Source organism: Paenibacillus sp. FSL H8-0079 (assembly GCF_037991315.1).
GTDB lineage: Bacteria > Bacillota > Bacilli > Paenibacillales > Paenibacillaceae > Paenibacillus.
The window spans coordinates 854,012-879,021 of sequence record NZ_CP150300.1; the positions used below are offsets into that span (position 1 = coordinate 854,012).

Annotated in this window: 17 protein-coding genes and 1 pseudogene; 14 read left to right on the forward strand and 4 right to left on the reverse strand. The window is 42.1% G+C overall.

The genetic code is table 11. The annotated features are described in order from the left end of the window. Nucleotides 1-340: 340 nt before the first annotated feature. Nucleotides 341-2,206: a leucine-rich repeat domain-containing protein gene (locus tag MHI06_RS03935; RefSeq protein WP_340400509.1), complete on the reverse strand. Its 1,866-nt coding sequence runs from the start codon at nt 2,204-2,206 to the stop codon at nt 341-343. A gap of 501 nt (nt 2,207-2,707) precedes the next feature. Here MHI06_RS03935 and MHI06_RS03940 point away from each other — a divergent pair. The 7 genes from MHI06_RS03940 to MHI06_RS03970 all read left to right on the forward strand — a co-directional run bounded on the left by MHI06_RS03940 (nt 2,708) and on the right by MHI06_RS03970 (nt 11,762). Then, nucleotides 2,708-3,316, forward strand: coding sequence for a restriction endonuclease subunit M (locus tag MHI06_RS03940; RefSeq protein WP_340400510.1), 609 nt, complete (start codon nt 2,708-2,710; stop codon nt 3,314-3,316). After that, nucleotides 3,313-6,525 (forward strand): HsdR family type I site-specific deoxyribonuclease, encoded by a 3,213-nt coding sequence (locus MHI06_RS03945; RefSeq protein WP_340400511.1) that lies wholly within the window; start codon nt 3,313-3,315, stop codon nt 6,523-6,525. The genes MHI06_RS03940 and MHI06_RS03945 overlap by 4 nt, the downstream gene beginning before the upstream one ends. A gap of 50 nt (nt 6,526-6,575) precedes the next feature. Further along, nucleotides 6,576-7,577 (forward strand): RhuM family protein, encoded by a 1,002-nt coding sequence (rhuM, locus tag MHI06_RS03950; protein WP_340400512.1) that lies wholly within the window; start codon nt 6,576-6,578, stop codon nt 7,575-7,577. Next, entirely contained in the window at nt 7,574-8,740 is a 1,167-nt protein-coding gene (locus MHI06_RS03955) for a restriction endonuclease subunit S (RefSeq protein ID WP_340400513.1), read from the forward strand. Before rhuM ends, MHI06_RS03955 begins: the two co-directional genes overlap by 4 nt. A 15-nt stretch (nt 8,741-8,755) precedes the next feature. Continuing rightward, nucleotides 8,756-9,373 carry a Fic family protein gene (locus MHI06_RS03960; RefSeq protein WP_340400514.1) on the forward strand — a complete coding sequence of 206 codons (618 nt, stop codon included), beginning with the start codon at nt 8,756-8,758 and terminating at the stop codon, nt 9,371-9,373. Nucleotides 9,374-9,409: 36 nt separating this feature from the next. Then, complete coding sequence (locus MHI06_RS03965; protein ID WP_340400515.1) at nt 9,410-11,011, forward strand: type I restriction-modification system subunit M; 1,602 nt, start codon at nt 9,410-9,412, stop codon at nt 11,009-11,011. Between the two features lie 115 nt (nt 11,012-11,126). Continuing rightward, complete coding sequence (locus MHI06_RS03970) at nt 11,127-11,762, forward strand: hypothetical protein (RefSeq protein ID WP_340400516.1); 636 nt, start codon at nt 11,127-11,129, stop codon at nt 11,760-11,762. 131 nt (nt 11,763-11,893) lie between these two features. Here MHI06_RS03970 and MHI06_RS03975 read toward each other — a convergent pair whose 3' ends face one another. Continuing rightward, entirely contained in the window at nt 11,894-12,100 is a 207-nt protein-coding gene (locus MHI06_RS03975) for a DUF2536 family protein (protein ID WP_340400517.1), read from the reverse strand. Between the two features lie 388 nt (nt 12,101-12,488). Between MHI06_RS03975 and MHI06_RS03980 the strand changes: the two genes are divergently transcribed. From MHI06_RS03980 to MHI06_RS04000, 5 genes are all read left to right on the forward strand, one after another. Further along, on the forward strand, nt 12,489-13,481 hold the full coding sequence (locus tag MHI06_RS03980; protein ID WP_340400518.1) for a tRNA-dihydrouridine synthase: 993 nt from the start codon (nt 12,489-12,491) through the stop codon (nt 13,479-13,481). Nucleotides 13,482-13,704: 223 nt separating this feature from the next. Continuing rightward, nucleotides 13,705-15,714, forward strand: a complete 2,010-nt coding sequence (locus tag MHI06_RS03985) for an AraC family transcriptional regulator (protein ID WP_340400519.1) — start codon at nt 13,705-13,707, stop codon at nt 15,712-15,714. Between the two features lies 1 nt (nt 15,715). Beyond that, entirely contained in the window at nt 15,716-16,744 is a 1,029-nt protein-coding gene (locus tag MHI06_RS03990; RefSeq protein WP_340400520.1) for an iron ABC transporter permease, read from the forward strand. Nucleotides 16,745-16,779: 35 nt separating this feature from the next. After that, nucleotides 16,780-17,754 (forward strand): iron ABC transporter permease, encoded by a 975-nt coding sequence (locus MHI06_RS03995; RefSeq protein ID WP_340400521.1) that lies wholly within the window; start codon nt 16,780-16,782, stop codon nt 17,752-17,754. Between the two features lie 17 nt (nt 17,755-17,771). Further along, entirely contained in the window at nt 17,772-18,818 is a 1,047-nt protein-coding gene (locus MHI06_RS04000) for an NAD(P)/FAD-dependent oxidoreductase (protein ID WP_340400522.1), read from the forward strand. Between the two features lie 218 nt (nt 18,819-19,036). Here the strand turns inward: MHI06_RS04000 and MHI06_RS04005 are convergent, their stop codons facing one another. Continuing rightward, the gene (locus MHI06_RS04005) at nt 19,037-19,636 is read right to left on the reverse strand and encodes a hypothetical protein (protein ID WP_340400523.1); all 600 of its coding nucleotides are present in this window, start codon (nt 19,634-19,636) and stop codon (nt 19,037-19,039) included. Then, the gene (locus MHI06_RS04010; RefSeq protein WP_340400524.1) at nt 19,545-19,871 is read right to left on the reverse strand and encodes an ankyrin repeat domain-containing protein; all 327 of its coding nucleotides are present in this window, start codon (nt 19,869-19,871) and stop codon (nt 19,545-19,547) included. Before MHI06_RS04010 ends, MHI06_RS04005 begins: the two co-directional genes overlap by 92 nt. Before the next feature lie 70 nt (nt 19,872-19,941). Between MHI06_RS04010 and MHI06_RS04015 the strand changes: the two are divergent. Both MHI06_RS04015 and MHI06_RS04020 read left to right on the forward strand, forming a co-directional pair. Continuing rightward, a pseudogene (locus tag MHI06_RS04015) lies at nt 19,942-20,478 on the forward strand (tRNA-dihydrouridine synthase); the annotation flags it as partial. A gap of 131 nt (nt 20,479-20,609) precedes the next feature. Continuing rightward, on the forward strand, nt 20,610-24,935 hold the full coding sequence (locus MHI06_RS04020; protein WP_340400525.1) for a BREX system ATP-binding domain-containing protein: 4,326 nt from the start codon (nt 20,610-20,612) through the stop codon (nt 24,933-24,935). The last annotated feature ends 75 nt before the right edge of the window (nt 24,936-25,010 follow it).

A 25,010-nucleotide genomic window follows, 5' to 3' on the forward strand; every position in this document is an offset into this window, starting at 1 on the left:
TCTCTGAACCAGAACGCTTGAGCGCAAGTAATAGTTTTTATGGGGACGGATTGGGGACGAAAGCTGTTATTTCCAAGTATAGGGCAACCAAACAGAACCATACAGGAATAAAGAAAACCCTTATAGATTAAGGTTATAGACCACTGCGACGAATGAGAACAAAGTAACCTATGTTCCCGCATACGGTGCATGTGGAGTCGGTGGCGTTGTTGGTGAGAAGCTAAACATAAACAGAAGGGGTTCGAGAATTTATACATGATTCTCGAACCCCTTCTTGTCTTTGTTTCAATACCATCCATTAACTGTAGTAGTCTAAAACTCGCCATAATCCAGGCAGTCATTAATATACATTTACATCCGTACCAACAACAGACTTGTTTTGTACGGAATTACCGGATAGATATACCTTTTGCAGATTAGGCAGTTGGCTTAGGGGCTCGATATTGGAAATGGCATTGTTCTCGAGATGAAGCTCTTCTATGGCCTGCCAGTTGCTCATGAATTCGAGAGAAGCCAAATTGCTGTCTTGCAGAGCGAAGGAACGTAGAGCGGACATGTTGGCAAAGTAAGGCATCATTTGATCAATTTCAGTAACAGAGGTATTGTTCATGCTAAAATATGACTGGTTTAAGGTCAAATGTTCAAGTACGCTGTTCTCCGCGGCCGCCTTTTGTTCAAAGTTCAGCCTGCACTCGGAGCAAACCAAAGATTTCACCTGCTTCAAACGATATAAGGCGTCGCTTTCCTTGAACAGTGACGAGTCGTAAATTTTCAGAGTCTCTAGGCGGGACAAGCCGTCCAGGGCGGCAAGACGGGTTATTTCACTGATCTCCCAGAGGGAAAGCTGCTTCAGCTTCGGAAATTTCCCCAGCGCAGCCAAGTCCAATTCCCCACTTCCGCCACGGAGCGTCAGACTGGTTGTAGTCGGGGCCTTTAGCCCGGGGAGAAAGGAGCTCGGAATTTCCACTCGCTCTACTTTAGACAGTGTCAGCGCCTCTGCATTCTCGTAATAGCCGGACAACGTTAATTCCCGCAAAGAGGAAAGGTTATTGATGGCTTTTACCGAACCAAGTTGACTTAGAGAAGCCAGGCGTAGTGTAGTAATGGAGTTTTTGCCGGCCAAGCGCTCCAGACTGGAGAAGTTTACATTTTCAATATCTAACGTTTGTAGAGCAGGCATATTTTGCACAAAGTCGATGGACTTTACGTTCGTTAAATAGGACAACTGAAGCTCCTGAAGCTGGGTCAAGGCATATAACGGCTGCAGGTCTGTGGTTTCACTGTACTGTATAGACAAGGATGATAACCCGGTCATGGACGACAACCATCCGAGTTCATCGACAAAGGTGAGCGACAGGGACTTGATTGGCAATTGGTTTAACAAGTGAAAATCTGTTACAGACTCATCCACATAGGTAATGGATAAAGAGTTCAGATTGGGAAATTCCAGCAGCATGGCCAACTCCTGATTGCTGCGAAGCTGAGTGGAAAGCTCCGTAATTTTAGACTTGTCGCCAAAGTAGCCCGAAAATGTACTGAAGGATTCGTTAAAAGCGCCAGCATAACTTTTTAATCCGGGCATATGGGCCAGAGTGGTTTGGTCCGTCTGGGATATTTCATAGGTATTCGTCAGGTCCAATGCCGTCAGTCCCTTAAAAGCTTCAAAATCTCGCTGATCAATCCGCTGGCTATTCAGTTTCTTGTCCTGAGTAACATAAGTGATTTTCTCGGCCTGTTCATCGCTGAAGGGATCGGAGAAGCTGTATGTAAATTTCCACTGATCATTCTCCGAATGCTCTACGGTTAAATAGCGAATACGAGCCAATTCCTCCTCTGTTGGCAAGGCAGACCCTTTATCGAAGATATCTCGCAAAAAGAAGAGCAGAACCTCGCTTTCAGGCATCTTTCGCACAGGCAGATTGGCTTCTGTTTTTGGATAGGTGGAGCTGTTGCTATAATAAAAATATGTACCGATCGCGCCAGTTAGGACTAACATCAGTATCAGCATTAGCTTTACGGAGGCAGTCTGCTTCAGCGGTGCTTTAGGGGGCGTTCCGTGGTAATGATTAATGGTCTGGTCTACGTAATAGACATGATTTTGCTTCAATATAAGCTCTGTTTCACAATAGGGACACTTTAAAACCTCATCCTTCTTGTATTCAATTTTTCCGTTGCAATTGGGACAGTTTAACGGGATAAATGCCACGAATGTCCCCTCCTTCATTATGATGGTCATAAGATCATGCTGAACGGTCATCTGATTTCATTATACCTTGTGAATTTACGTTTGATGAGAGAAAGAAGTTTCACATAGCGAAGGAGCAGGGGAATCCTGCTCCTCTTTGATCTTTTTAAAAGTATGATCTGGAACATGACATTAAATGACTGGATTCTCATCCGCTTGCCCTTGAATTTCTGTGGACGATGGGACGTGATATGAATCTGCCGCTAAGAGATGTGTTGGAAGGAAAGTATGGTGGATTGGGTGAACGACATTGAAATGACTTTTTACATCAGTACCCTCATGCCTCGTGGTGGATTAAAGATTACTGAAGCATTATAGAAATGTAATGAGGAAATTGGGATACAAGGGCTATCTGTTCTTTAAGGGAATAGGCGACTTCTGTTATTGTATATGTAATTTCTGAAAATTAAGAAAATGACTTATTGATTTTCTGATTTAGATTTGATAAAGTGTACACATTCAATGAAACTTAATTTAAGAAAGGCACGAATACATATGATAAGATTGGATCATATCGCTCAGTTTGTAAGTGGATCTCCGCAGTTCAGGATTGCCGAGGCAATCGATGATAAGGCACGGCTTTATACGTATTACAGGCAATCCGAGATCGAAAATGATCTAACGGGTATGGATTCTAATCATGGTGATCGGAAACAAATACGAACCTTTGATCAGCTGAACACGTTATGTCAGGGCGATCTTGTGTTTAGTTTAGTATCGGGAAAATCTACAATCGTTAGTGCAAGACACGAGGGTTATCTATACACACAAAACTACGTTAAGCTAGTAACGGGTGAGAACGTGGACTCCAAATATCTTGCTTACTTGCTTAATGAAGATAAATTCGTAAGAAAGCAGTTACTATTGGGTTTACAAGGTTCTCAAGTTCTAAAATACACGCTAAAACAATTGAAAGAGCTTGAATTATTCAATATTCCTAAATTAGAAAAGCAGCAAATGATTGGTGAGCTTTATTTCAATCAATTACGGTTGGAAGCGTTACGAAATCGTAACTCAAAATTGGAAACGATCCTGGTATTAGAGGGACTTGAGGAGGCAAATAATAAATGAACGAGACTCAGTTTGAGACTGAATTAATTCAATACCTTACAAGCGGAACAATTACACAACCCGAATATCTAGAAGGAATAAGTGACTTTGTTGTAAAAGAATCCAATACGGATTACATAGTGAAGACGAAACGGTGGAAATATGAATCGAAGATTAAAACGAACGAACAACTCTGGGACAACTTCAAAGGCATTCTGGAACAACACAATCAGAATACACTTGAACGTCCCCTGAGTGTTGTGGAGTTTAATCAGGTTAAGAAAATTATCTCTGACATTCAATCCCCTTACGAAGCAGGACAGTTTTTATATGGTTTAAACGGAGTTTCGCAAATTGAGATTGACTTGGACGATGGACGTCATGTGTTCCTTACTGTATTTGATCAAAAACAAATCGGAGCTGGGGATACCATATATCAAGTGGTCAATCAGATTGAACGACCAGCCGTTATTGCTGGGAAACAAACTCGATATTTTGACACGACTCTGTTAATTAATGGTCTGCCTATCATTCAAATTGAAGAAAAGCGTGATACACGTGATGTCAATGAAGCGCTTAATCAAATGAATCAATATGCTGATGAAAATCAATATCGTGATATTTTCTCAACATTGCAAATTCTGGTTGCCATAACACCTAGCAATGTGAAGTATATGGCGAACACAACGTCAGATAAATTTAATAAGGATTTTGCTTTTAACTGGCAACGTAAGAGTGACAATACAATTGTACGTAACTGGAAAGAGTTCGCAGATTCTATGCTTTCAATTCCAATGGCACACCAAATGGCCACCAATTATATGATTTTGGACGGAACAAAGAATAAACAGATGTTGAAAGTCATGCGTCCGTATCAAGTGTATGCTACTCAGAATGTGATTGAGGGCTTGAAACGTTCAGATTTTGAGCTTGGCACACATAAGATCGGCTACATATGGCACACGACTGGAGCGGGCAAGACCATCACAAGTTTCAAAACAGCATGGCTGGCAAGTCGTATGCCAAAGGTGGACAAGGTGGTCTTTGTTGTGGACCGCATTGCGTTAACCAAGCAAACCAATGAAAATTACAAAGCCTATGATCCTGATGCTACAGAAGATAACTTTGGCAGCGTTCAAAACACGAACAATACAACTGATTTGAGCAGAAAGCTTAAAAGTAAAGACAATAACATCATTGTGACTTCTGTCCAGAAACTGGACACATTGGTGAAACGCAAAACATTTACAGCTCCAGATAAAAATATTGTGTTTATTGTGGATGAAGCCCATCGCTCAACAGGTGGTGACTCGTTCAATAATATTCAAAAAGCATTTAAGAAGTCAGCTTGGGTAGGGTACACAGGAACGCCTATGTTTGATGAAACGACAACGGGTCTTCGAACAGAAGATATTTTTGGGCCCCTATTACATGCCTATACGATTCGTGAAGCCATTGCTGATCGCAATGTACTAGGGTTTAAAGTAGATTTTGAGACCACTATTGATGAAAAACAAATGAAGGAAAAATATCTTCCTGCATTCTACAGTGAACGTTATCCCAAGTGGAGTGAAGAACGAATTCAGGAGAAAATCGACAATCTCTCCCAGGAAGATATGGATGATGCGGTTGAACCGAGTTTCTACGACGAGAATGTGGATCATGTCAGATTGGTAGTCGAAGACATCTTTAAGAACTGGCGCAATCGTTCGAATGAAGGGAAGTACAATGCTTTATTTACGACTCATGTGGGTGGTGGTAAAGCGAGTACGCCAATGGCAATGATGTATTTTGATGAGTTTCAGCGTGTTAATGAAGAACATAAAAAGAATAGTGGACAAACACTAAAAGTTGCTGTGACATTCAGCCTAAATACAACGAATAATGACGGTATGCTTGCCTCCAATCAAGGTTTGTTCAGGGCGATTACTGCGTACAATGCTGAATTTGGTACGTCATTTGGTATGGATGATATCTCTGGTTATACGCAAGATGTGGCTTCACGCTTGAATAAATCTTCCTATGATCGTAATTATCTTGATCTTGTTATTGTGGTTGACCAATTGTTAACTGGTTTCGATGCGCCTGAGCTGAATACGCTATATGTGGATCGAACACTAAAAGGTGCAGGGTTGATTCAAGCTTATTCAAGAACAAACCGGATTTCGGATATGCAATTGAAACCATGGGGACGTGTGGTGAACTATCGCTGGCCTGCTCAGAATGAAAAGCTGATGAATAAAGCTCTTGCGATTTATGCTAATAAAGACTCAGCGATTTTATCCGATGAACTAATGCGTGAATTTAATCAGCAAGATGGAATTATTGCCGAACCATTTGAAAATGTATTTAATGAAGTGGAAAAAGTAGTTAATAAGTTGAGTGACCTAACATTTGATTTTCAACAGCTGCCTCCATCGGAAAAGAAAAAGGAAGAAATGCTTGATTTGCTTCGAGAATATAACAAAGGTATGGCCAAATTAAAACAATATGATCCAGATGAAGTTGATGGTGAAACAGTTGGATTTAATTATGATGATCCCGAGGAGCTATTAGAGAAGCTAGGAATGACGTCAGAGCAAGAAGTCATGCTAACAACGGTCTTAACGAATGAACTCAAGTCGCATATTGCAAAAGAAAAGAAAATCCCTGTATATCAGATCGAGCTGAGAATGACACATGTGAAGGATGTTAAAGTGGATTATGATTATCTCACTGAACTCGTTGAAAAACTACTAAATCAGGTTCACGAAGGTAGAGATCAGGAAGCCAAAGAGACACAAGAAAAAATCAATCAATTTGCCAATGGATTGGATGATCGTAACTATGCTACCCAGATTATGAATGCGGCTTCGGCTATTGTTGAAGGGTATTTCCCCCCTGCCGGTGCTAACTTCAAATATCCTGCGGATCTAAACGGAAATAGTGAACAAATTATCCAGCAAGCGAGCAACATCAGCTTGGATCGTATGTTTCTTGATTTTCGAGTGAAGTGGGGAATCACGGATATAATTACGAGCGCTCAAATGCGGGAATTGTTCAGCCGACATCGCTATGGTGTGCAGGATTTGGATGATACAGGGCAGATACGTGACATTATTGTTCAAGCCGCTTCTAACTATACAACACTCGCTCATGATGAACATATACAGTCCTTGTCCAAAATGAAATATCGCAATAGTTTGCGTGACGCAATTTATGAATTGGCAGATACTTTGGTGGAGAATTAAAGTTAATAAAGTCTAACTGGTTTAATCACGTGCATAGATGGGAGATCCTGATGAAAGAAATCCAATTTTTGATGTATGATGGGGATGAGAAAGTAGAAGTTCTTGTGCAAGATGATACGATCTGGGCGACGCAGAAGATTATTTCACAGCTTTTTGATGTTGGAATCCCGGCAATCAGTAAACATCTGAAAAATATTTTTCAAACTGGGGAACTAGATGAGAAAGTGGTTGTTTCCATTTTGGAAATAACCACTCAACATGGAGCAATAGACGAAAAAACTCAAACCAAACCAGTGAAATATTATAATCTGGATGCTATTATTTCAATTGGCTATCGTGTTAATTCACAAAAGGCTACGAAGTTCCGGATCTGGGCAACAGATATCTTGAAAGATTATATCCTTAAAGGGTTTAAAATTGATGTTGAACGCATGAAACAAGGGGAACATGTTTTTCGCAAGGACTACTTCCGTGAGTTGATTGAAACAGTCCGTTCCATTCGCGCAAGTGAACGGCGGATATGGCAACAAATATCAGATGTATTTGCAGAAATTTCATACGACTATGACAAGAACGCAGACGTCACTAAGAAGTTTTATGCGACCGTTCAGAACAAGTTTCATTATGCGATTACAGGCAAAACTGCGGCGGAAATTGTGTATAACAGTGCCGATAAAGATAAAGAGCATATGGGGCTTACGTCATGGAAGAATTCACCTGATGGCCGAATCTTACAATCCGATGTAACTGTTGCGAAGAATTATTTAACGGAAAAACAAATTCGCAGTCTGGAGCGTAACGTATCCGCTTATTTTGATTATGTAGAACGATTGCTCGAAGATGAGGTTTTATTGGGTATGCAGGACTTTGCCAAGAGCATTGATGAATTTCTAACATTCAATCGCTATGAAGTATTAGATGGTACCGGACGTATTTCACAAAGTTCGGCTAAAGAGAAGGCGATTGGGGAGTATAGAGAATTTAACAAACACCAAAAAATAGTGTCAGATTTTGATCGAGTCATTAAGACGCTACAGGGAGAGCAGCAATGAGTGAACATAAAGAAAATGTACCGCAAATAAGGTTTCCTGGGTTTAGTGGAGCTTGGAAAGAACGAAAATTATCTGATTTAATGTTTTTTTCTAATGGTATAAATGCTCCAAAAGAAAGTTATGGTAGAGGAAGAAAAATGATTAGCGTCATGGATATACTCTCAAAAGAACCCGTAACTTATGAAAGGATCAGGGGTTCCGTACTAGTTGAAGACAGGATAGAACAAAAAAACAAAGTAGAAAAAGACGATTTAGTATTTATTCGTTCTTCTGAAATTCGTGAAGAAGTTGGATGGGCGAAGGCTTATCTACAAGATGAATATTCACTCTATAGTGGATTCACAATTCGAGGAAAAAAGAAAAGTAACTACGATGCTTACTTTATCGAGCTTTCATTGAACTATATTAACAGAAAGCAGATTGAAAATAATGCTGGTGGAAGTACACGTTTCAATGTTAGCCAGGGAATTTTGAATAATATTATTTTGTTGGAGCCAACTTACGATGAACAATTGAAAATTAGTGGATTCTTTAAGGAATTAGATAATAATATTCTCCTTCATCAGCGTAAGTTAAATAACATTAAAAATCTGAAGGATGGACTGCTTCAAAAAATGTTTCCGAAAAATGGTGAAAATACCCCTGAAATTCGTTTCCAGGGATTTGCTGATGCTTGGAAACAATATAAGCTTGGGAATGTGCTAAAATCTCATGCTTTTAGATCATATCTAGCTGAACCAACTGAAGATGGAGCTTATAAAATAATCCAACAAGGGGATAAACCTGAAGTTGGTTTTGCTAAAGGTAATCCCTTTATAGACTTTGATGGTGTTACGTTATTTGGTGATCATACAGTTTCACTCTATAAGCCATCAGAACCCTTCTTTGTTGCCACAGATGGCGTAAAAATCTTGAGCGCAGATGGATTAGACGGGAAGTATCTATATTCACTACTGGAGCGGTATAAACCTGAATCAGAAGGCTATAAACGTCACTTTATTATTTTGAAAAATCAATATGCTTGGTTAACAAACAATTCTGATGAACAACGCGAAATCGGCACCTTTTTCTCACAACTCGACCACCTCATCTCTTTGCATCAACGCAAGCTAGAACATTTGCAAGAACAGAAGAAAGCATTGCTTCAACAAATGTTTGTATGATTGGAGGTTTAAGTGATGGTTATGGAAAACAAGTTAGGCTTTACTAATTCTGCAGAACTTGCACGTGTTGAAGAAAAGCTCAGCAAGAAAAAAGCGCTGGAAATGTTCGAGACGGGCTTGCTGGATACATTAGAAGTTGGCACATTTAAGGCATTATCCTATATTCACAAATGTCTTTTCGAAGAAATATATGATTTTGCTGGAAAAGTACGTGATGTTAATATAGCCAAGGGTGGTTTTCGATTCGCACCTGTGATGTACCTTGAAGTTGCACTGGAGAATATTTCAAAGCTACCGCAATCCACTTTTGATGAAATCATCGAAAAGTATGTTGAGATGAACGTGGCTCATCCTTTTCGAGAGGGGAACGGGAGGAGTGCAAGAATATGGCTTGATTGCATCTTGAAAAAGGAAATCAGGCAAGTTATCGATTGGAGTAAGGTTGATAAAGAAGACTATTTGCTTGCCATGGAAAGAAGTCCTATTAAAGACGTCGAGATTAAGTTTCTTCTTAAATCAGCTCTTACGGATCAGATCAATGACCGTGAGATTTATATGAAAGGCATCGATGCGAGCTACCATTACGAGGGTTACTACGTGTATAAGACAGAAGATCTCCATAACGAACAGTAAATGGAGCGATTGTATATCTGGGAGGAAGTAAAAAAAATGAGCAACAATCTACAAAGCATAACAACGAAACTGTGGGCGATGGCGAACGAGCTACGCGGAAGCATGGATGCGGCAGAATATAAAAACTACATTCTAGCCTTTATGTTCTATCGATATCTGTCCGAGCATCAAGAACAATATCTGGTTGAGAATAATATTCTTGAAGTTGCTGAGGGGGAATCAATTAATAAAGCTTATTTAGAACAAGCATTTGGTGACGATTTGAAAGATTACCTGGAAGATATTTCTTCTAGTTTGGGCTATGCCATTGCTCCACTGGATACTTGGGAATCGTTGGTTCATAAGATCGAGAATAGTATGGTGATTCCAAGTGATTATCAAACACTTTTTGATAACTTTAATAAGAACGCTGAATTAAACCAAGAAGCGGCGAAGGATTTCCGAGGTGTATTTAACGACATCAATCTTGGAGATTCGCGTCTGGGTTCTTCTACCAATGAACGTGCAAAATCACTTAACCGCATTGTGAAGCTCGTTGATGGCATCAATTATAAAGGTGAAGATGGCAAAGATATTCTTGGGGAAATCTATGAGTACCTAATCGGTCAATTTGCCGCAAGTGCAGGTAAAAAAGGTGGAGAGTTCTACACACCTCATGAAGTGTCTAAAGTGTTGGCTAAAATTGTAACGGATGGTGTTGAAGCTTCAGGCAATACATTCTCTGTCTATGATCCGACTTGTGGATCAGGATCACTACTGTTAACGGTAAAAGGTGAGTTGCCTGGTGGGGATAAACCTGGAGCTATTAAGTTTTATGGTCAGGAAAAGAACACAACTACCTATAACTTGGCCCGGATGAATCTGATGATGCACGGTGTTTCATATAACAATATAACCCTCTCTAATGCGGACACACTTGAAAGCGATTGGCCTGATGGAGTAGACGCCCAAGGTAACGATCATCCACGTTCTTTTGATGCCGTCGTTGCGAATCCGCCTTATTCTGCCCATTGGGATAACAGTGAAACAAAACTCAAAGATCCTCGTTTTAGAGAGTATGGTAAACTTGCTCCTAGAACAAAGGCAGATTATGCATTCATTTTGCACAGTGTGTATCATCTTCTGAATGATAAGGGAACAATGGCGATTGTATTGCCGCATGGTGTATTGTTCCGTGGCGCAGCAGAAGGTGTGATCCGTCAAACTTTAATTGAGAAAAACTATCTTGATACAGTTATAGGCTTACCTTCCAATTTGTTTTATGGTGTAGGCATCCCAACTACGATTTTGGTGTTTAAGAAAAATCGTAAAGCAAAAGATATTTTGTTTATTGATGCAAGCAATGAATTCGAAAAGGGTAAGAATCAAAACAAACTTACGAATGAGAACATTAATAAAATTGTTGAAACTTACCGAAATCGTGTAGATGTCGATAAATACGCTCATGTGGCGTCACTTGAAGAAATTAAAGCCAATGAGTATAACTTAAATATTCCTCGTTACGTGGATACGTTTGAAGAAGAGCAAACGATAGATCTTGCTGAAGTGAATAAGCTATTAGAGCAAGATCGAAAAGAAATTGCTGAACTTGAGGCCAAGATTAATGAACAGTTAAAAAATTTGGGGATTCATATGTAAGAGTCAGTGTAAAAGGGTCAGGGATATTATCTCTTGACTCTTTAACCTTACATATCAGAAAGCTAGTGGCTCATGAGTGGAATGGTTATATCAATAGAAAATAAGTGAGGTAAAGATGGGGAAAAACCAAAAAAATAATAATCAAAACAACTTTAAGGGAGAAGTAAACTTTCATGGGCCGGCACAAATTGCTGCTGGAGATATAATTAATCACCATGCACCAAATACCAATAATCAAGAGGCTAATTATACGCCTGAACCAGTATGGCGAAGCCCATTTACGTTGGCTATTTTAACGTGGATTAGCTTTGTTATAACAGTTGGTGGATTGATCCCTATTGTTGTTAAAATGGTGAAAAATAGTTTAGATATTTTCAATGGAGAATTGAAGCCAGTAGTAGGGTTTGAATTTTCAATATATTTAATGGCATTTGTAATTCTGATTATCTTACTTGTGATACTTCTTAGTCTTAGAAGAATTGCTAAAACCGAAACGAGGCATCCCTTATTTTTTAATTTTGCAATTAATGGATACGATAATAGGTTGACATTGGAAAAAATACATTCGCACAAATGTCCTAAATGTGGTGGGGAGATGAAATATTATAATAAACCAGTGGAATGGATAAATAGACCCAACAATGATGGCAGTATTAAGCGCAAAGTTACAAAAAAGGTTCCTGCATTAGAGTGTAAGCGAAATCCAAATGAGCATTGGTACAAGGTTGACCCTGCAGAAGATATGTTATAAACATTGAGTTGAGTGAGTCAATATTTATTAAGCACAAGTTTGAAAAAAATATATTATAACGAATATAGAAAAAACGGATTGGGCATGATCAATCCGTTTTTTCTATTCCCCCTAGACTACTCTATGTTCAATCAATCTACGGCAAAATGCACAACGGCACTATATAGCATCTTGTTGCGAAAAGGGTCAAAGGTCACTTGATGCTGAACTTGGTTCACCCGCAGTAGCAAAGCTTTGTTCATTCCGACTCGTTCTTCAATGGCTCGTTCCAATTCACGGAAGTCATAAGCCTGCAAGCATTCGACTTTGTCTTTGATTATATCTAGTGAAATTTCCATGTTTAATTCAGGCCTCCTCCAAAACTCAATTTGCAGGTTAAAAGCCTGCCGAGCTTCATTTTAGAGTAGCTTTTCCAGTTCGGCAAGAGCAATCGTGCTGAAAATCAACTAAAGACGTGATAAAATCGGGAAAGGGAATTTCGAAATCACCGAACTTTCAATAATCTGAAGGTCTAATGGAAGTGCTAACAGATACTGATGTTTGAAGGAAGTTCATTTGCATGGTATAAGTGAAGAAGCAAGGACATCATAATATGAATTTCAATGAAAAATTGTAATGTTAATGCTAATGCTAATGTAAATGATAGGCAAGTAGATGCATGAGTTAAGATTTTCTACTATTAATGAGGACAAAGACTGTCCTGGAATGTATAGAGGAGCTTTTGAGATGACAAAGGAAAACTTTTGGCGTGAATTGCCACGACCATTTTTTATACTGGCACCCATGGAAGATGTGACGGATGTTGTGTTCCGGCATGTCGTAAGTGAAGCGGGCAGACCGGATGTATTTTTTACGGAGTTTGCGAATACAGAGAGTTATTGTCACCCGGAGGGGCACCATAGTGTGCGCGGGCGGTTGACGTTTACAGCGGATGAACAGCCGATTGTGGCTCATATCTGGGGAGATAAACCAGAATTCTTTCGTGAGATGAGTATCGGTATGGCAAAGGAAGGCTTTAAAGGGATCGATATCAATATGGGTTGTCCGGTAGCCAATGTAGCCGAGAATGGAAAAGGAAGCGGACTGATCTGCCGTCCCGAAATTGCAGCTGATATCATTCAAGCAGCCAAAGCCGGAGGACTACCCGTCAGTGTAAAAACAAGGCTTGGTTTCACAGCTGTAGACGAATGGCGCGACTGGTTGACCCATATTTTGCAACAGGACATTGTGAATCTGTCCATTCACCTGCGGACGAGAGAAGAAATGAGCAAAGTAGACGCTCACTGGGAACTGATTCCGGAGATTAAGAAACTTCGTGATGAGATAGCACCCAAGACACTACTGACGATTAATGGGGATATTCCTGACCGTGAGACAGGCCTCAAACTTGTGGAGCAATATGGTGTGGATGGCATTATGATTGGACGCGGTATTTTCCAGAATCCGTTTGCTTTTGAGAAGGAGCCGAAGGAACATAGCAGTGAGGAATTGCTTGATCTGCTGCGGCTGCATCTGGATCTCCATGATCAATATTCAGGACAGGAGCCACGTTCGTTCAGTGCGCTTGCCCGTTTCTTTAAAGTCTATGTCCGTGGATTTCGAGGTGCAAGTGAACTTAGAAACAGCTTGATGAATGCCAAGTCGACAAGTGAAGTTCGTACGTTACTTAATGAATTTGGGAGTAAGGATCAAAATGAGGCGGAGGAACGTGGGATTTAAGTTTCCGAGTTTGGAGAAAAAATGAAAATTGATTGATATACACCCCTTAGAAAGACATTGAGATAAGCCCTTGGTTTATCCGATGAGATTCTAGGGGGTATTTTCATGATGAGACCCGCAGATACAAACCGAATAAACATGTCATCTTCAATAATGATATTGATAATCAAACTCATTTAGAATACGATCTATATTAAAATGTGATTTGAAGGAGTGAAGATAGATGCATGAAGAACCGAGCTTAACCGATTATTTCACCAATGAAATGATTGAGAAGATTGCTCGATTATGGTCACACACTCCCATTTCATTAATAGACGTTCGCAGTAAATGGGTCTATCCGAATCGTCCTATCGAAAATTATCGAATGCCTAGCAGCATGCTGGTTTATGCATATGGTGGACTCGCGGATGTAAAACTGAATCATATTCATTACAGTATGAATCGTTTTGGAATTTTTCATGGAGGCAAGGGAGCAGAATTAAGTATTTCGCCTTCAGATTCACAGATTCATACGATCATGGTTCTTTACAAACCGGAGCCGCCTTCCTTCTATAAGAAAGAAATAATTCGGTTATTGGACCAGATTGATCCATTTATACAGCTGTACGGGTACGTTCCCCAAAACCCGATACAGTTCCAAGACAAATTCCAGCAGATGTTGGACAGTTGGCAACGTATAACGGCAATGAACCAATTTCGTGCCAAAAATCTCCTGTATCAAATTATTTACGATATTTACAAGGATATGCAAACGGAAGGTGTGCATTATCTTCAACCCGATCCGGTCAATTCGGCCAAACAATATCTTAATGAACACTACAGAGAACCAATTTTGTTTCAGGAAATAGCCGATATGTTTTCCATTAGTAATGGCCAACTGACTCGTTTGTTCAAAAAAAAGGAAGGCATAGGATTGCAAGAGTATCTGATTCAAAAGCGGCTTGAAGTAGCGCGAAATCTTCTGACCAATACGGAATCGACAATCAAGGAAATTGCTCTGGGTTGTGGTTTTATAGATGAGAAGAACCTGTTTCGTATGTTTAGAAAGCATTATAAGATGACCCCTAACGATTATCGGAAAATAAAAGCACCAGGCATGCCGGATTATGGTATTGATAATAATTCTCACCGTTTATACAATGAGGAAGGGCTAGACAACCTAGCCAAAATACATAGTGACGGGGAGTTAACCATGTTTGGACAAACAAGAAGCAAGGAAATGATAATGGCCGCGATGATGAGCTTGATGTTGTTGTTATCAGCGTGCTCGGGTACTGTACCGGCCAATAACGGAGCCACAGCAAGTGAGACACCGGCGCAGACGCAACAGGTACAATCATCGTCAAGTGCGGAGACGAAGGTAGCCGAGTCCACTCCGAAGACAAGGACGGTCAACACGATTATGGGGGAAATAGAAGTTCCATCTAATCTTAATCGAGTAGTCGTGAATTGGTACGCTGGAGATGCGGTTACTTTAGGCTTAAATATTGTAGGTACAACGGTTGGGCAGAGTACCGAAAGTTCTTACAACAAGCTTCCTTATTGGGATGAGTTATCCAAATATACGTTCATTGAAAAGTGGGAACCGGAAGATATAATGGCACTTGAACCAGATTTGATCATTACGCATAAGGAAGAGGACTTCGATAAATTCAGAAATATTGCTCCGGTGCTTGTGATTTCAGGTAATGAAATGACACCAACAGAGAGATTGAAGTTTCTAGGAGAAGCAACTGGACGTGGCGAGATTGCGACTCAAGTGTTGGATAACTTCGAGACCAGGCTAACTACTGCCAAACAATTGATAAACAGCGATCGATTCAAAGACCAGACGTTTACTATTAATCAGGATTGGGGTTCAACCGGATCGTGGGCTGGCATTGGATTTGAAAGCGAGTCTCGTGGCGGAACGCTTCTATACAATTTCCTAGGAACAAAATTACCGGATAACGTGCAGGCTCTGCTCGACAAATCGGGGGATGATTATGCCATCCTTAGTTATGAAGTTGCCCATGAGTATTTTGGTGACTATGTATTATGGTTCGAATCTCCGGGCAAAGAATCGGAATATCAAAAGACAGAAATTTGGAACAGTATTCCAGCCGTTGCCAATCATAAAATTGCAATTATTCCGGCAGAGGAATATGGGCTATTCTTTTTCTCCGACGTAGCTGCCATGACTGCGCAACTGGATTATATCACGAACCTTCTGCAATCATTAGAAGGCTAATATGGAAGCCAGTCGATCTTCTGCTTCTCTGCTCCCCAAAAGTCGACTCCTGTTGTACACAATAACAGGAGTCATTCTTCTAATTATCATGTCGTTTCTCTCTATTTCTCTGGGTGCGGCAGATATGCAATTTTCAACCGCTTGGGGAGCCATTTTTGGCTTTGATGCTGCAATTACAGAGCATCAGATTGTTAGAACGTTCCGATTGCCTCGAACCTTTGCGGACATTATAGTCGGCAGTAGTCTTGCCCTTTGCGGTGCGATCATGCAGGGAACGACGCGTAATCCATTGGCCGACTCGGGACTGATGGGGATCAGTTCCGGCGCGGTGTTTGCCATAGCGCTGAGCATGGCCTTTTTCCCGGCTTCTACTTATGGTGTGACCATGTTGTTTGCTTGTATGGGGGCAGCTATTACAACGGGACTGACATATTTTATTGCTTCAGTCGGAAAGCGCGGAATGACTCCCCAACGATTGGTACTGGGAGGAATGTCCATTTCGATGCTGTTTGGTGCATTCTCCCAATTTATTGCTATCAGATATCAATTGGGAGAATCACTGGCATTTTGGACGGCAGGAGGAACAGCAGGAGCAACGTGGAGTGAAGTAATGTTTGTTACTCCTGTTTTTCTAGCAGGTGTAGTTGCGTCCATTGTGTTGTCCCCATTCGTAGCTGCCATGAGTTTAGGAGAAGAGGTAGCCTCTGGATTGGGATTGAAAACACGATATATTGTACTAATGTCAACGATTGTAGTGCTTGTTCTAACGGGGTTGTCGGTTATCGTAGTAGGCCCTGTCGGATTTGTCGGCCTGATAACCCCACATATTGTCCGAGGGCTAGTTGGTGTGGACTATCGTTATATCATTCCGGTATCGGGCATATACGGTGCGCTCTTGACTGTTTCAGCGGATCTGGCAGGTCGTCTGATCAATAAGCCATATGAAACGCCGATTGGCGTCACATTTGCTGTAATTGGTGTTCCCTACTTTCTTTACCTGGTTCGCAAGCAGAGGAAGGAGATTCAATGAAAGCACGCCGATCTCCCGCAGTGAGAGCTGTCATCATGATGCTGACCACGTCGATTATCATCCTTGTCATTGCATTGATTAGCATCAATTCAGGAAAGATGAATCTGACGCCGCTTGAAGTATGGCAAGTGTTAATTGGTCAAGGAACAGATCAACAGAACATGATTGTATATGAATTTCGTCTTCCTCGTATTGTGCTGGCGGTCATTGTCGGTATAGGAATGGGAGTCTCAGGCTGTGTAATGCAAACATTGCTGCGAAACGATATGGCTAGTCCCGGTACGCTGGGGATTAATTCTGGAACAGGGCTGTTTGTCCTGATTTTCGTGGTGATTTTCTCCGTGCAAGGTGTTTCTTCTGCGATAGTTTTACCGCTACTAGCATTCGTCGGCGGGATGACAGCAGCTATTTTAATTTTTGTTTTGGCTTATCGGCGTGGAAAGGATATTTCTCCTACTTCATTGATTTTAACTGGTGTGGCTTTGGCAAGCGGCTATAGCGCATTTACGATCATGTTGACGCTTAAGCTGGATCATACTCAGATGGATTTTATGGTTCGCTGGTTTGCAGGGGAACTGTGGGGAGATGATTGGAGATATTTGCGTGTCTTAGTCCCATGGACCCTCATCCTGTGTTTGTATGTTTTCTACAAATCCCGGGTGCTTAATGCGTTGAAACTTGGTGATTCATTGGGCAAGGGACTTGGAGTGGCTGTAAAACCCGAGTTTATAGGTTTGGCGGTTGCGGCGGTTGCCTTATCTTCAGCAAGTGTTTCACTTGGCGGAAACTTTTTCTTTGTTGGACTGATTGCTCCTCATATTTCCAGAAGATTGGTAGGTCACAATCATAAGTTTTTGGTGCCAACCTCTTGTCTGACTGGAGCCATGATTGTATTGTTGGCGGACACGATCAGCCGTACGATCAGCTTCGGTGTAAGTATTCCGACAGGAATTTTAATTACGATCTTGAGCACTCCATATTTTTTGTATTTGTTGTCAAAAGCAAATTGAGTAGAGGAGGAATAGTCTTGGATGAACTTTATGATCTTACGATTATTGGCGGTGGACCAGCTGGTCTCTATGCTGCCTTCTATAGCGGAATGCGAGATATGAAAACCAAAATTATTGAGGCTAATGATGAATTGGGTGGCGTATTGCGTACGTTCCCGGAAAAAATGATCTGGGATGTCGGCGGTACTACACCGATTCGCGGCGAAGAATTAATTCGCAGGACGATTGAACAGAGCCAGACCTTTCAGCCGACCATTTTATTGGGACAAAAAATAACCAACTTCGAGCGGCTGGAAGGTGGCACAATTCGTCTATACACTGAGACAGGCGAACAGCATCACACCAAAACGGTACTACTCGCCGTAGGTTACGGCATACCTAAGCCAGTTAAACTCGAATTGGAAGGTGTAGAACGTTTTGAAGTAAATAATCTGTTCTATACAGTGACCCAAATGGATTATTTTCGGAATAAGCGTGTCCTCATATCCGGGGGTGGCGATACAGCGGTGGATTGGGCGAATGAGTTGGAGGGGATCGCAGCCGAAGTTATTATAGTTCATAGACGTAACCAATTTGGCGGTCACGAACAGCCTGTTAAACAAATGCTGGAGTCTTCGGTCAGAGTATACACACCACATACCATTTCCGGTCTGCATGCCAATGCTGTTGGGGATGCCATAGAGTACGTGACGATATCTCGTTTAGATGAGAACGGGGAGATGGAGAATGAGAAAGAACGAATTGTCGTGGATGCAGTTATTGTAAACCATGGTACACGTAGTGATTGGGGAGATCTTGGTGGTTGGGAGATGGATCGAGGCGAGTGGAACAAGTTCAAAGTAAATGACAGAATGGAAACCAGTTTGCCCGGTTTTTACTGTGCGGGAGATGCTGCGGGTTATGCAGCAAAGATTGGTTTAATTGCTACGGCATTCAGCGACTCCATTATAGCAGTCAACCAAGCCAAAGCCTATATTGATCCAACTGCCAAAAGAATGGCGTCGGTTTCTTCACATAGCGATGTATTTTATGAGTGGAACAAGGCGCTTCAGGAAAATAAGTAACATTTGTGAAAAACATAGCCGATCAGGCTGTGTTTTTTATGTTGTGGCGACTAATAGTAGATGACAGAACAACCTTCTAATCGTTATTCTCCACAGATTTGATCGATTCCCTTTTCTAAAGGGGAAATCTGGGGAGAGATGAAAAGAAGATTACATTTATTGGACATTTTTAGCCTGATTCACACATTTCCATGCCGTTTATCCTTAGAATATTAATATTAACGCGAGTACTCTGGTTGGGCCATCGTGATCGGCTGAGGATTGGCAAGCACCCATAACACCGCCAACTCGGATAATCTGGCAGGCGCATCAAAATCGTATCCATTACGAAGCCTGTTTGCTAAATCTGTTGCCTCTTGGAGAAGTGCAGGAGATAGTGGCGTACCACTGCTCAGGTGATGAATCAGTGCATCCAGCATCTTGCGATACTCCGCATCCCAGTTTCCTCCGCCATTATCCAATACTTCATGGGACACGCGCCCAGTGATGCGGATAACCTCTCCCTGCACCGTTTGCGCATGCCCCTGGGCTGGAATGAGATATTCCCACAACTCTTGGTGCTGTTTGGTCCGGGTGGTTGCCTTTACCTGAATGGGGGTAGTCCCATCGTGCATGATCCGATTCGCTACCGGCTCGACATCAAATAACTGGTACAGTTTGATCAGCGCGTCTGAAACTTCATCGACTTTGTCCTTATTGAACTTCTCACGGACGAATTCAAAATCCTTACCGATCCGCTTCACAGACTCTTTCATTTCCGGGGTGACTGTTGCACCAGCATCCAGCAGAATCGCTGAAATCTTCGACATACGCTGCATGTAACGGTGTTTCATTTTGGTAATCCACAGCGTCCAGATCCGCACCTAATTCAAGGAACAGGGGTACATTTCCTGACCAGTGTGAAGCATGGGCATGTAAAGGCGTACGTTGATATTTGTCGGGTGAATTAATATCTGCCCCTTGCTCTACCAGCCAGCGGACCAGTTCATCCGAAATATGCCGAAACTGAGGGCCGTACCTTTGCTGTAGCCCCCGCGGGCATCCCATTCGCATTGCTCGAAAACCTCTTTTACGGTAGCGATATCATTATCTTTAACGAGTTTTTCCATATGAGCAGGTAAGGTTGCTTCAACAGGACATTGTGAATCTGTCTATTCACTTACGAACGAGAGAAGAAATGAGCAAAGTAGACGCTCACTGGGAACTGATTCCGGAGATTAAAAAACTTCGTGATGAGATAGCACCCAATACTCTTCTAACGATTAATGGGGATATTCTTGACCGTGAGACAGGCCTCAAACTCGTGGAGCAATATGGTGTGGATGGCATTATGATTGGACGCGGTATTTTCCAGAATCCGTTTGCTTTTGAGAAGGAGCCGAAGGAACACAGCAGTGAGGAATTGCTTGATCTGCTGCGGCTGCATCTGGATCTCCATGATCAATATTCAGGACAGGAGCCACGTTCGTTCAGCGCGCTTACCCGTTTCTTCAAAATCTATGTTCGTGGATTCAGGGGGGCAAGTGAACTTCGCAATGACTTAATGAACGCGAAATCAACAAGTGTAGTGCGTACATTACTTAATGAATTTGGGAGTAAGGATCAAGATGAGGAACGTGAAGAGGTCTCTCCAAAAGTAATAACTTGGTTAACGGCATGACCAAACGATTCGATCTAATAAAAGCTATTTCTCATGGAATGGAGGATTAGCTTCTTTTTTATGTCTTTGTAAGGGCTTAATAATGATAGAATAAGAAGAAGCACGGTGTACGGATTGGAGAGAGAATGGGTATGTCATTAGTAATGATGAAGGAATTGATGAACGGGACTGAAATGAACATCACCTCCTTTTTAGATGTAGCAATAGGGTTGACTGAATCAGTACATAGGGCTCATAAGCAAAGTACATTTATGGGTCATTTGAATCCGAGTGGGATTCAAATTCAAATGGATCTGAATGTGGCTATTCTTACTGATCAACGATTGATAGATTACACGTACGTATCTCCCGAACAAACGGGAAAAATCAATCATATGCCGGACAAGCGCAGCGATCTGTATGTCCTGGGAATGATCTTTTATGAGATGTTAACCGGTCATCGGCCGTTCCATGCACAAAGTACAGAAGAATGGATACATGTACATCTTGCCGTTGTGCCCAAGCCTTTAAGCGACTGGCGTTCAAGTCTGGCAGGCTCGCTGGAGTCGATGATTATGAAGCTGTTGTCGAAGAAGCCGGAAGAGCGTTATCAGAGCGCATATGGTTTATTAAGTGACTTGAAGAGATGTGCTACATCGATGAAGGAAACGGGAGAGGTGGTTTCTTTTGAGATCGCACGTGCAGATGAGGCTAGTCGATTCAGGCTTCCTCGGACTCTCTTTGGTCGTGAGAGGGAAGAGAAGGCCCTCCAAGATGCATTCGAACAGGCAAGAGCGGGCGCATCTTCGTTTGTCTTTGTTAGTGGAATGGCAGGCAGTGGTAAAACGGTGCTCGTTCGAGAACTTCAGATGGTAGTTAGAATGGCTGGTGGTCGGTTCGTTAGTGGTAAATGTGATGTGCTGAATCGAGATATTCCGTTTTCTTCATTGCTGGAGGCCTTGCGAAGCTTAATTCGGCAGATATGGAGCGAATCCCCTGACAGTGTGGCGAAGCTGAAGAAGAAATTAACAAAGGCATTAGGTACAGGAGCAGCTGTGATTGTGCAGATTCTACCAGAAGCTGCGGAACTGTTTGATGAGATTCCAGCCATAGAACCGCTGCACCCTGCCGAGGCCGCTATTCGCTTTAACCGCCTGGTACCTATTTTTATAAAAGTTTTTGTGGATACACAGCATCCTCTGGTCATTTTCCTGGACGATCTTCAATGGGCAGACCCCGCTACTCTAGATGTTCTTCGCACCATCGTACATGATCAGGCACGACCGGGCTTACTGTTGATCGGTGCATACCGGGAGGAGCTCGCTACAGGAACGCAAATTCATGAAGAAAATCAAGTGGATGCAGTCGCATGGATGAAGGACTCGTTGCACTTGCATGATGAATCACAATTAACGGTTGATCATATCAAACTCGAGACTCTGTCCTACATTGAAGTAAGACAATTCGTATCGCATGTTCTTGCGGAGAACTCTAGTCGAATTCGGTCGCTCGCAGAGGTATTATACCACCGAACAGGTGGTAATCCGCTGTACTTGAATCGTCTTCTGGACAACCTGTATCGGGAAAACAAGCTCTATTATAATGAGTTCGAGGCATCCTGGGCCTGGGATCCATCAGTCATCACACAGAAGCCTGTGAACCCGGACATCCTTCATTTGATAGAAGCTCGTATTCATATGCTGTCCGGCGAAAAAATCGAGTTACTAACGATTGGCGCAGCGATCGGACATCGTTTCTGTTCATCAACGCTTTCTTTAGTTAGTGGTTACACTGTGCTGTATGTCCGTCAACTGTTGCATGTGCTAGAGGAAGAGGGATTACTACGCCGAGAACATGATAATGATGAAGCAGACGGGGATGAACGTTATTATACGTTCTTGCATGACCGTATTCAGCAGGTAGCCTACAAGAGAATGTCTGATTCGGACAAAACGAGCTTGCATCTGACGATTGGCCGTGTGATCCGCGATCATCTGTCCAACCAGAGTGAATTTACGATATTTGATATGGTGTATCACTTGAATCTGGGCAGTGAGAAGATGATGGATAACGCAGAGAAGAAAGAACTTGCTGAATTCAACTATCAGGCGGGTTTGAAATCTAAGGCGTCAACAGCCTATACGGGGGCTCTGCATTTTTTTGATATCGCTACACGTTTGTCTGGTGATGACTGGAAAGATACAGCCTCGCTTAACTACCGTATCATGGTTGAAGTGTCCGAATGTGAATATATGTGTGGTCATACAGATCGTGCGGAGGAGCTACTTGCAAACTTAATGTCTTGTACCACTAACGTGGTTGAACGTATTCATATTTACTTGATACGCATTGCCATGTACACGTATTTGAAAGAAGACGAAACAGCTGTAAATATTGGGAAGCAGGCACTAACAGAATTGGACTGGCATTTACCGAACCGACCTTCCAAAGCATTGGTTATAAAGGAAATCATGATGACACAGAGTGCCCTGTTCAACAGGCGTAATGATGTACCACATCTTCCCATTAATCGGGACCCCCATTATAAAGCATTATCAGATCTGGTTATGGCGATTTCGCTCTCGGTCTACGCACAGAGTCTCGGACTGTCAGCCGTGTTGTTTTCAAGATTTGTTCGTTATGGTCTCAAACATGGGAACAATGAAGCATTCTCCTACATGCTTGCCAGCTATGGTATGGTCGTCTATAAAATGTCTGGTTTCTATACGGGAGCTCAGTATGTAGATCGAGCATTCCATCTGGCATCTTCTTTTGACAGTGCAGATCTTCGGAGTAAATTATATTATCTTAGAGGTCTAATCCGAATGATGAATCCGGAGGAAGCAGCTAAGCAATTTGAGCAATCCATTCAATATGGGATGGAATCGGCTAATCTAAACTATGTTAGCATTGCGATGATGACGCATATCACCAACTACAATGGTGATCTGAACGCATTGTCTGCTCTGCTAAAACATTATGAAGAGATTTCGCAGCAGCTTGTGGACGGAGTCACGCTTAATATTTTTCGTATTACAAGAGGGTACATTGCACAAATGCAGGATGGGGCCTTGGAGAGCGATGAAGTGGTTACACCCTTAAAGAGAGAGCAATATAGAGAAATTTTGAACAACGAAGTGTATTATACATGCACCTGCAAAATCGAAACGGCTTATCTGTTTGGACGGTATCGGGAAGCCCTTGAATGGGTAGAGAGAGGAGAATGGAATACCTATCTCCAGACTCGTGTGCATATTCGTAAACAAAGGATATACCACTCGTTAACCCTTGCTGCCATGTATCCAGAAGTATCCGTAGAAGAGCAGAAGGAGATCCGTCTCGTGCTGCGCAAGCACTTGCGTGCGATGAAGCGATGGTCCGGTTATTATGGTAAGGATTCGGCAACCTATGTGCTCCTGACAGCTGAACTCCATCGAATAGAAGGCAATTGGGCTGCTGCTGCCTCGGTATACGAGAAAGCGACCCGGTTAGCCCGAAATGCGGGCGAGGGGCTAATGGAAGCGATATCTTGTGAACGAGCATCCAGTTTCTATCGGCAGTTGGGAAGTGTAAACGGCGCGGAGGCTCTTATTGCCGATGCTTGCGATGCATATTCAAGATGGGGAGCCCATACAAAAGCAAGAATACTGAGAGCAGTGGATCAACATAGAAGATCGGCTGTGATTAAGTTCGAAGGGGCAGCAGTTCAGGGAGTCACGGAAGAGAATATAACAGTGGATACCCTGCGTGAATCTCCGTCTGTTTATACTATAGAACATGTGGAAGATAAGCCATATCCGGAATGGGTGAGTTCGCTCGACAATTGTAAAACACCGTTGGAATTCCTAACATTGGCCATTCGTTATTCGGGTTCGGAGAAGGGATATATTCTCAATAATGATGGTAAAAGCTTTTCTGTGAAGGAAGCAGCGGGTACTGTGAATCATGAAGGGGTCGTTTCATACGCAGAATCTATCGTTCGTTATGTGGTGAAAACAGGTGAACCCGTTATACTTGCGAATGCTGCACGCAGCTCTTATTCGGCGGACCCCTCTATTATTAGAAATCAGTCCCAATCCGTGTTGTGTATGCTTATTCTTTTTCCTGGAGATGGATCGCCATCGATGCTCTACCTGGAGAACAATCTCTTATCTGATGTCTTCACGAAGGAAAGGTTAGAGCTATTGGAGCGAATGATTGCCCGGATGATGTATGTGAAATCATTGAAGGAGTCTAAGAGCCAGCACAATGTCGTGAGTGCTTCAAAGGCACTGGTTGAACCGCTGACGAATCGTGAAAAAGAGATCCTGTACGCGTTGACGGATGGATTGACGAATAAGGAGATTGCCTATCGCTTCGGATTAACCGAAGGCACAGTCAAAAGTTATATACACAATGTATATGGGAAACTGGGAGTGAAAAGAAGAAGTCAGGCAATAGCCCGTGCCGTGGAATTAGAATTAATTCATTACTCATAGAGGTCATACCTGCGAAAAGTCAGGAATAGAGCCATGAAACGGCTCCATTCCTGACTTTTTTCTACAATATTTGCG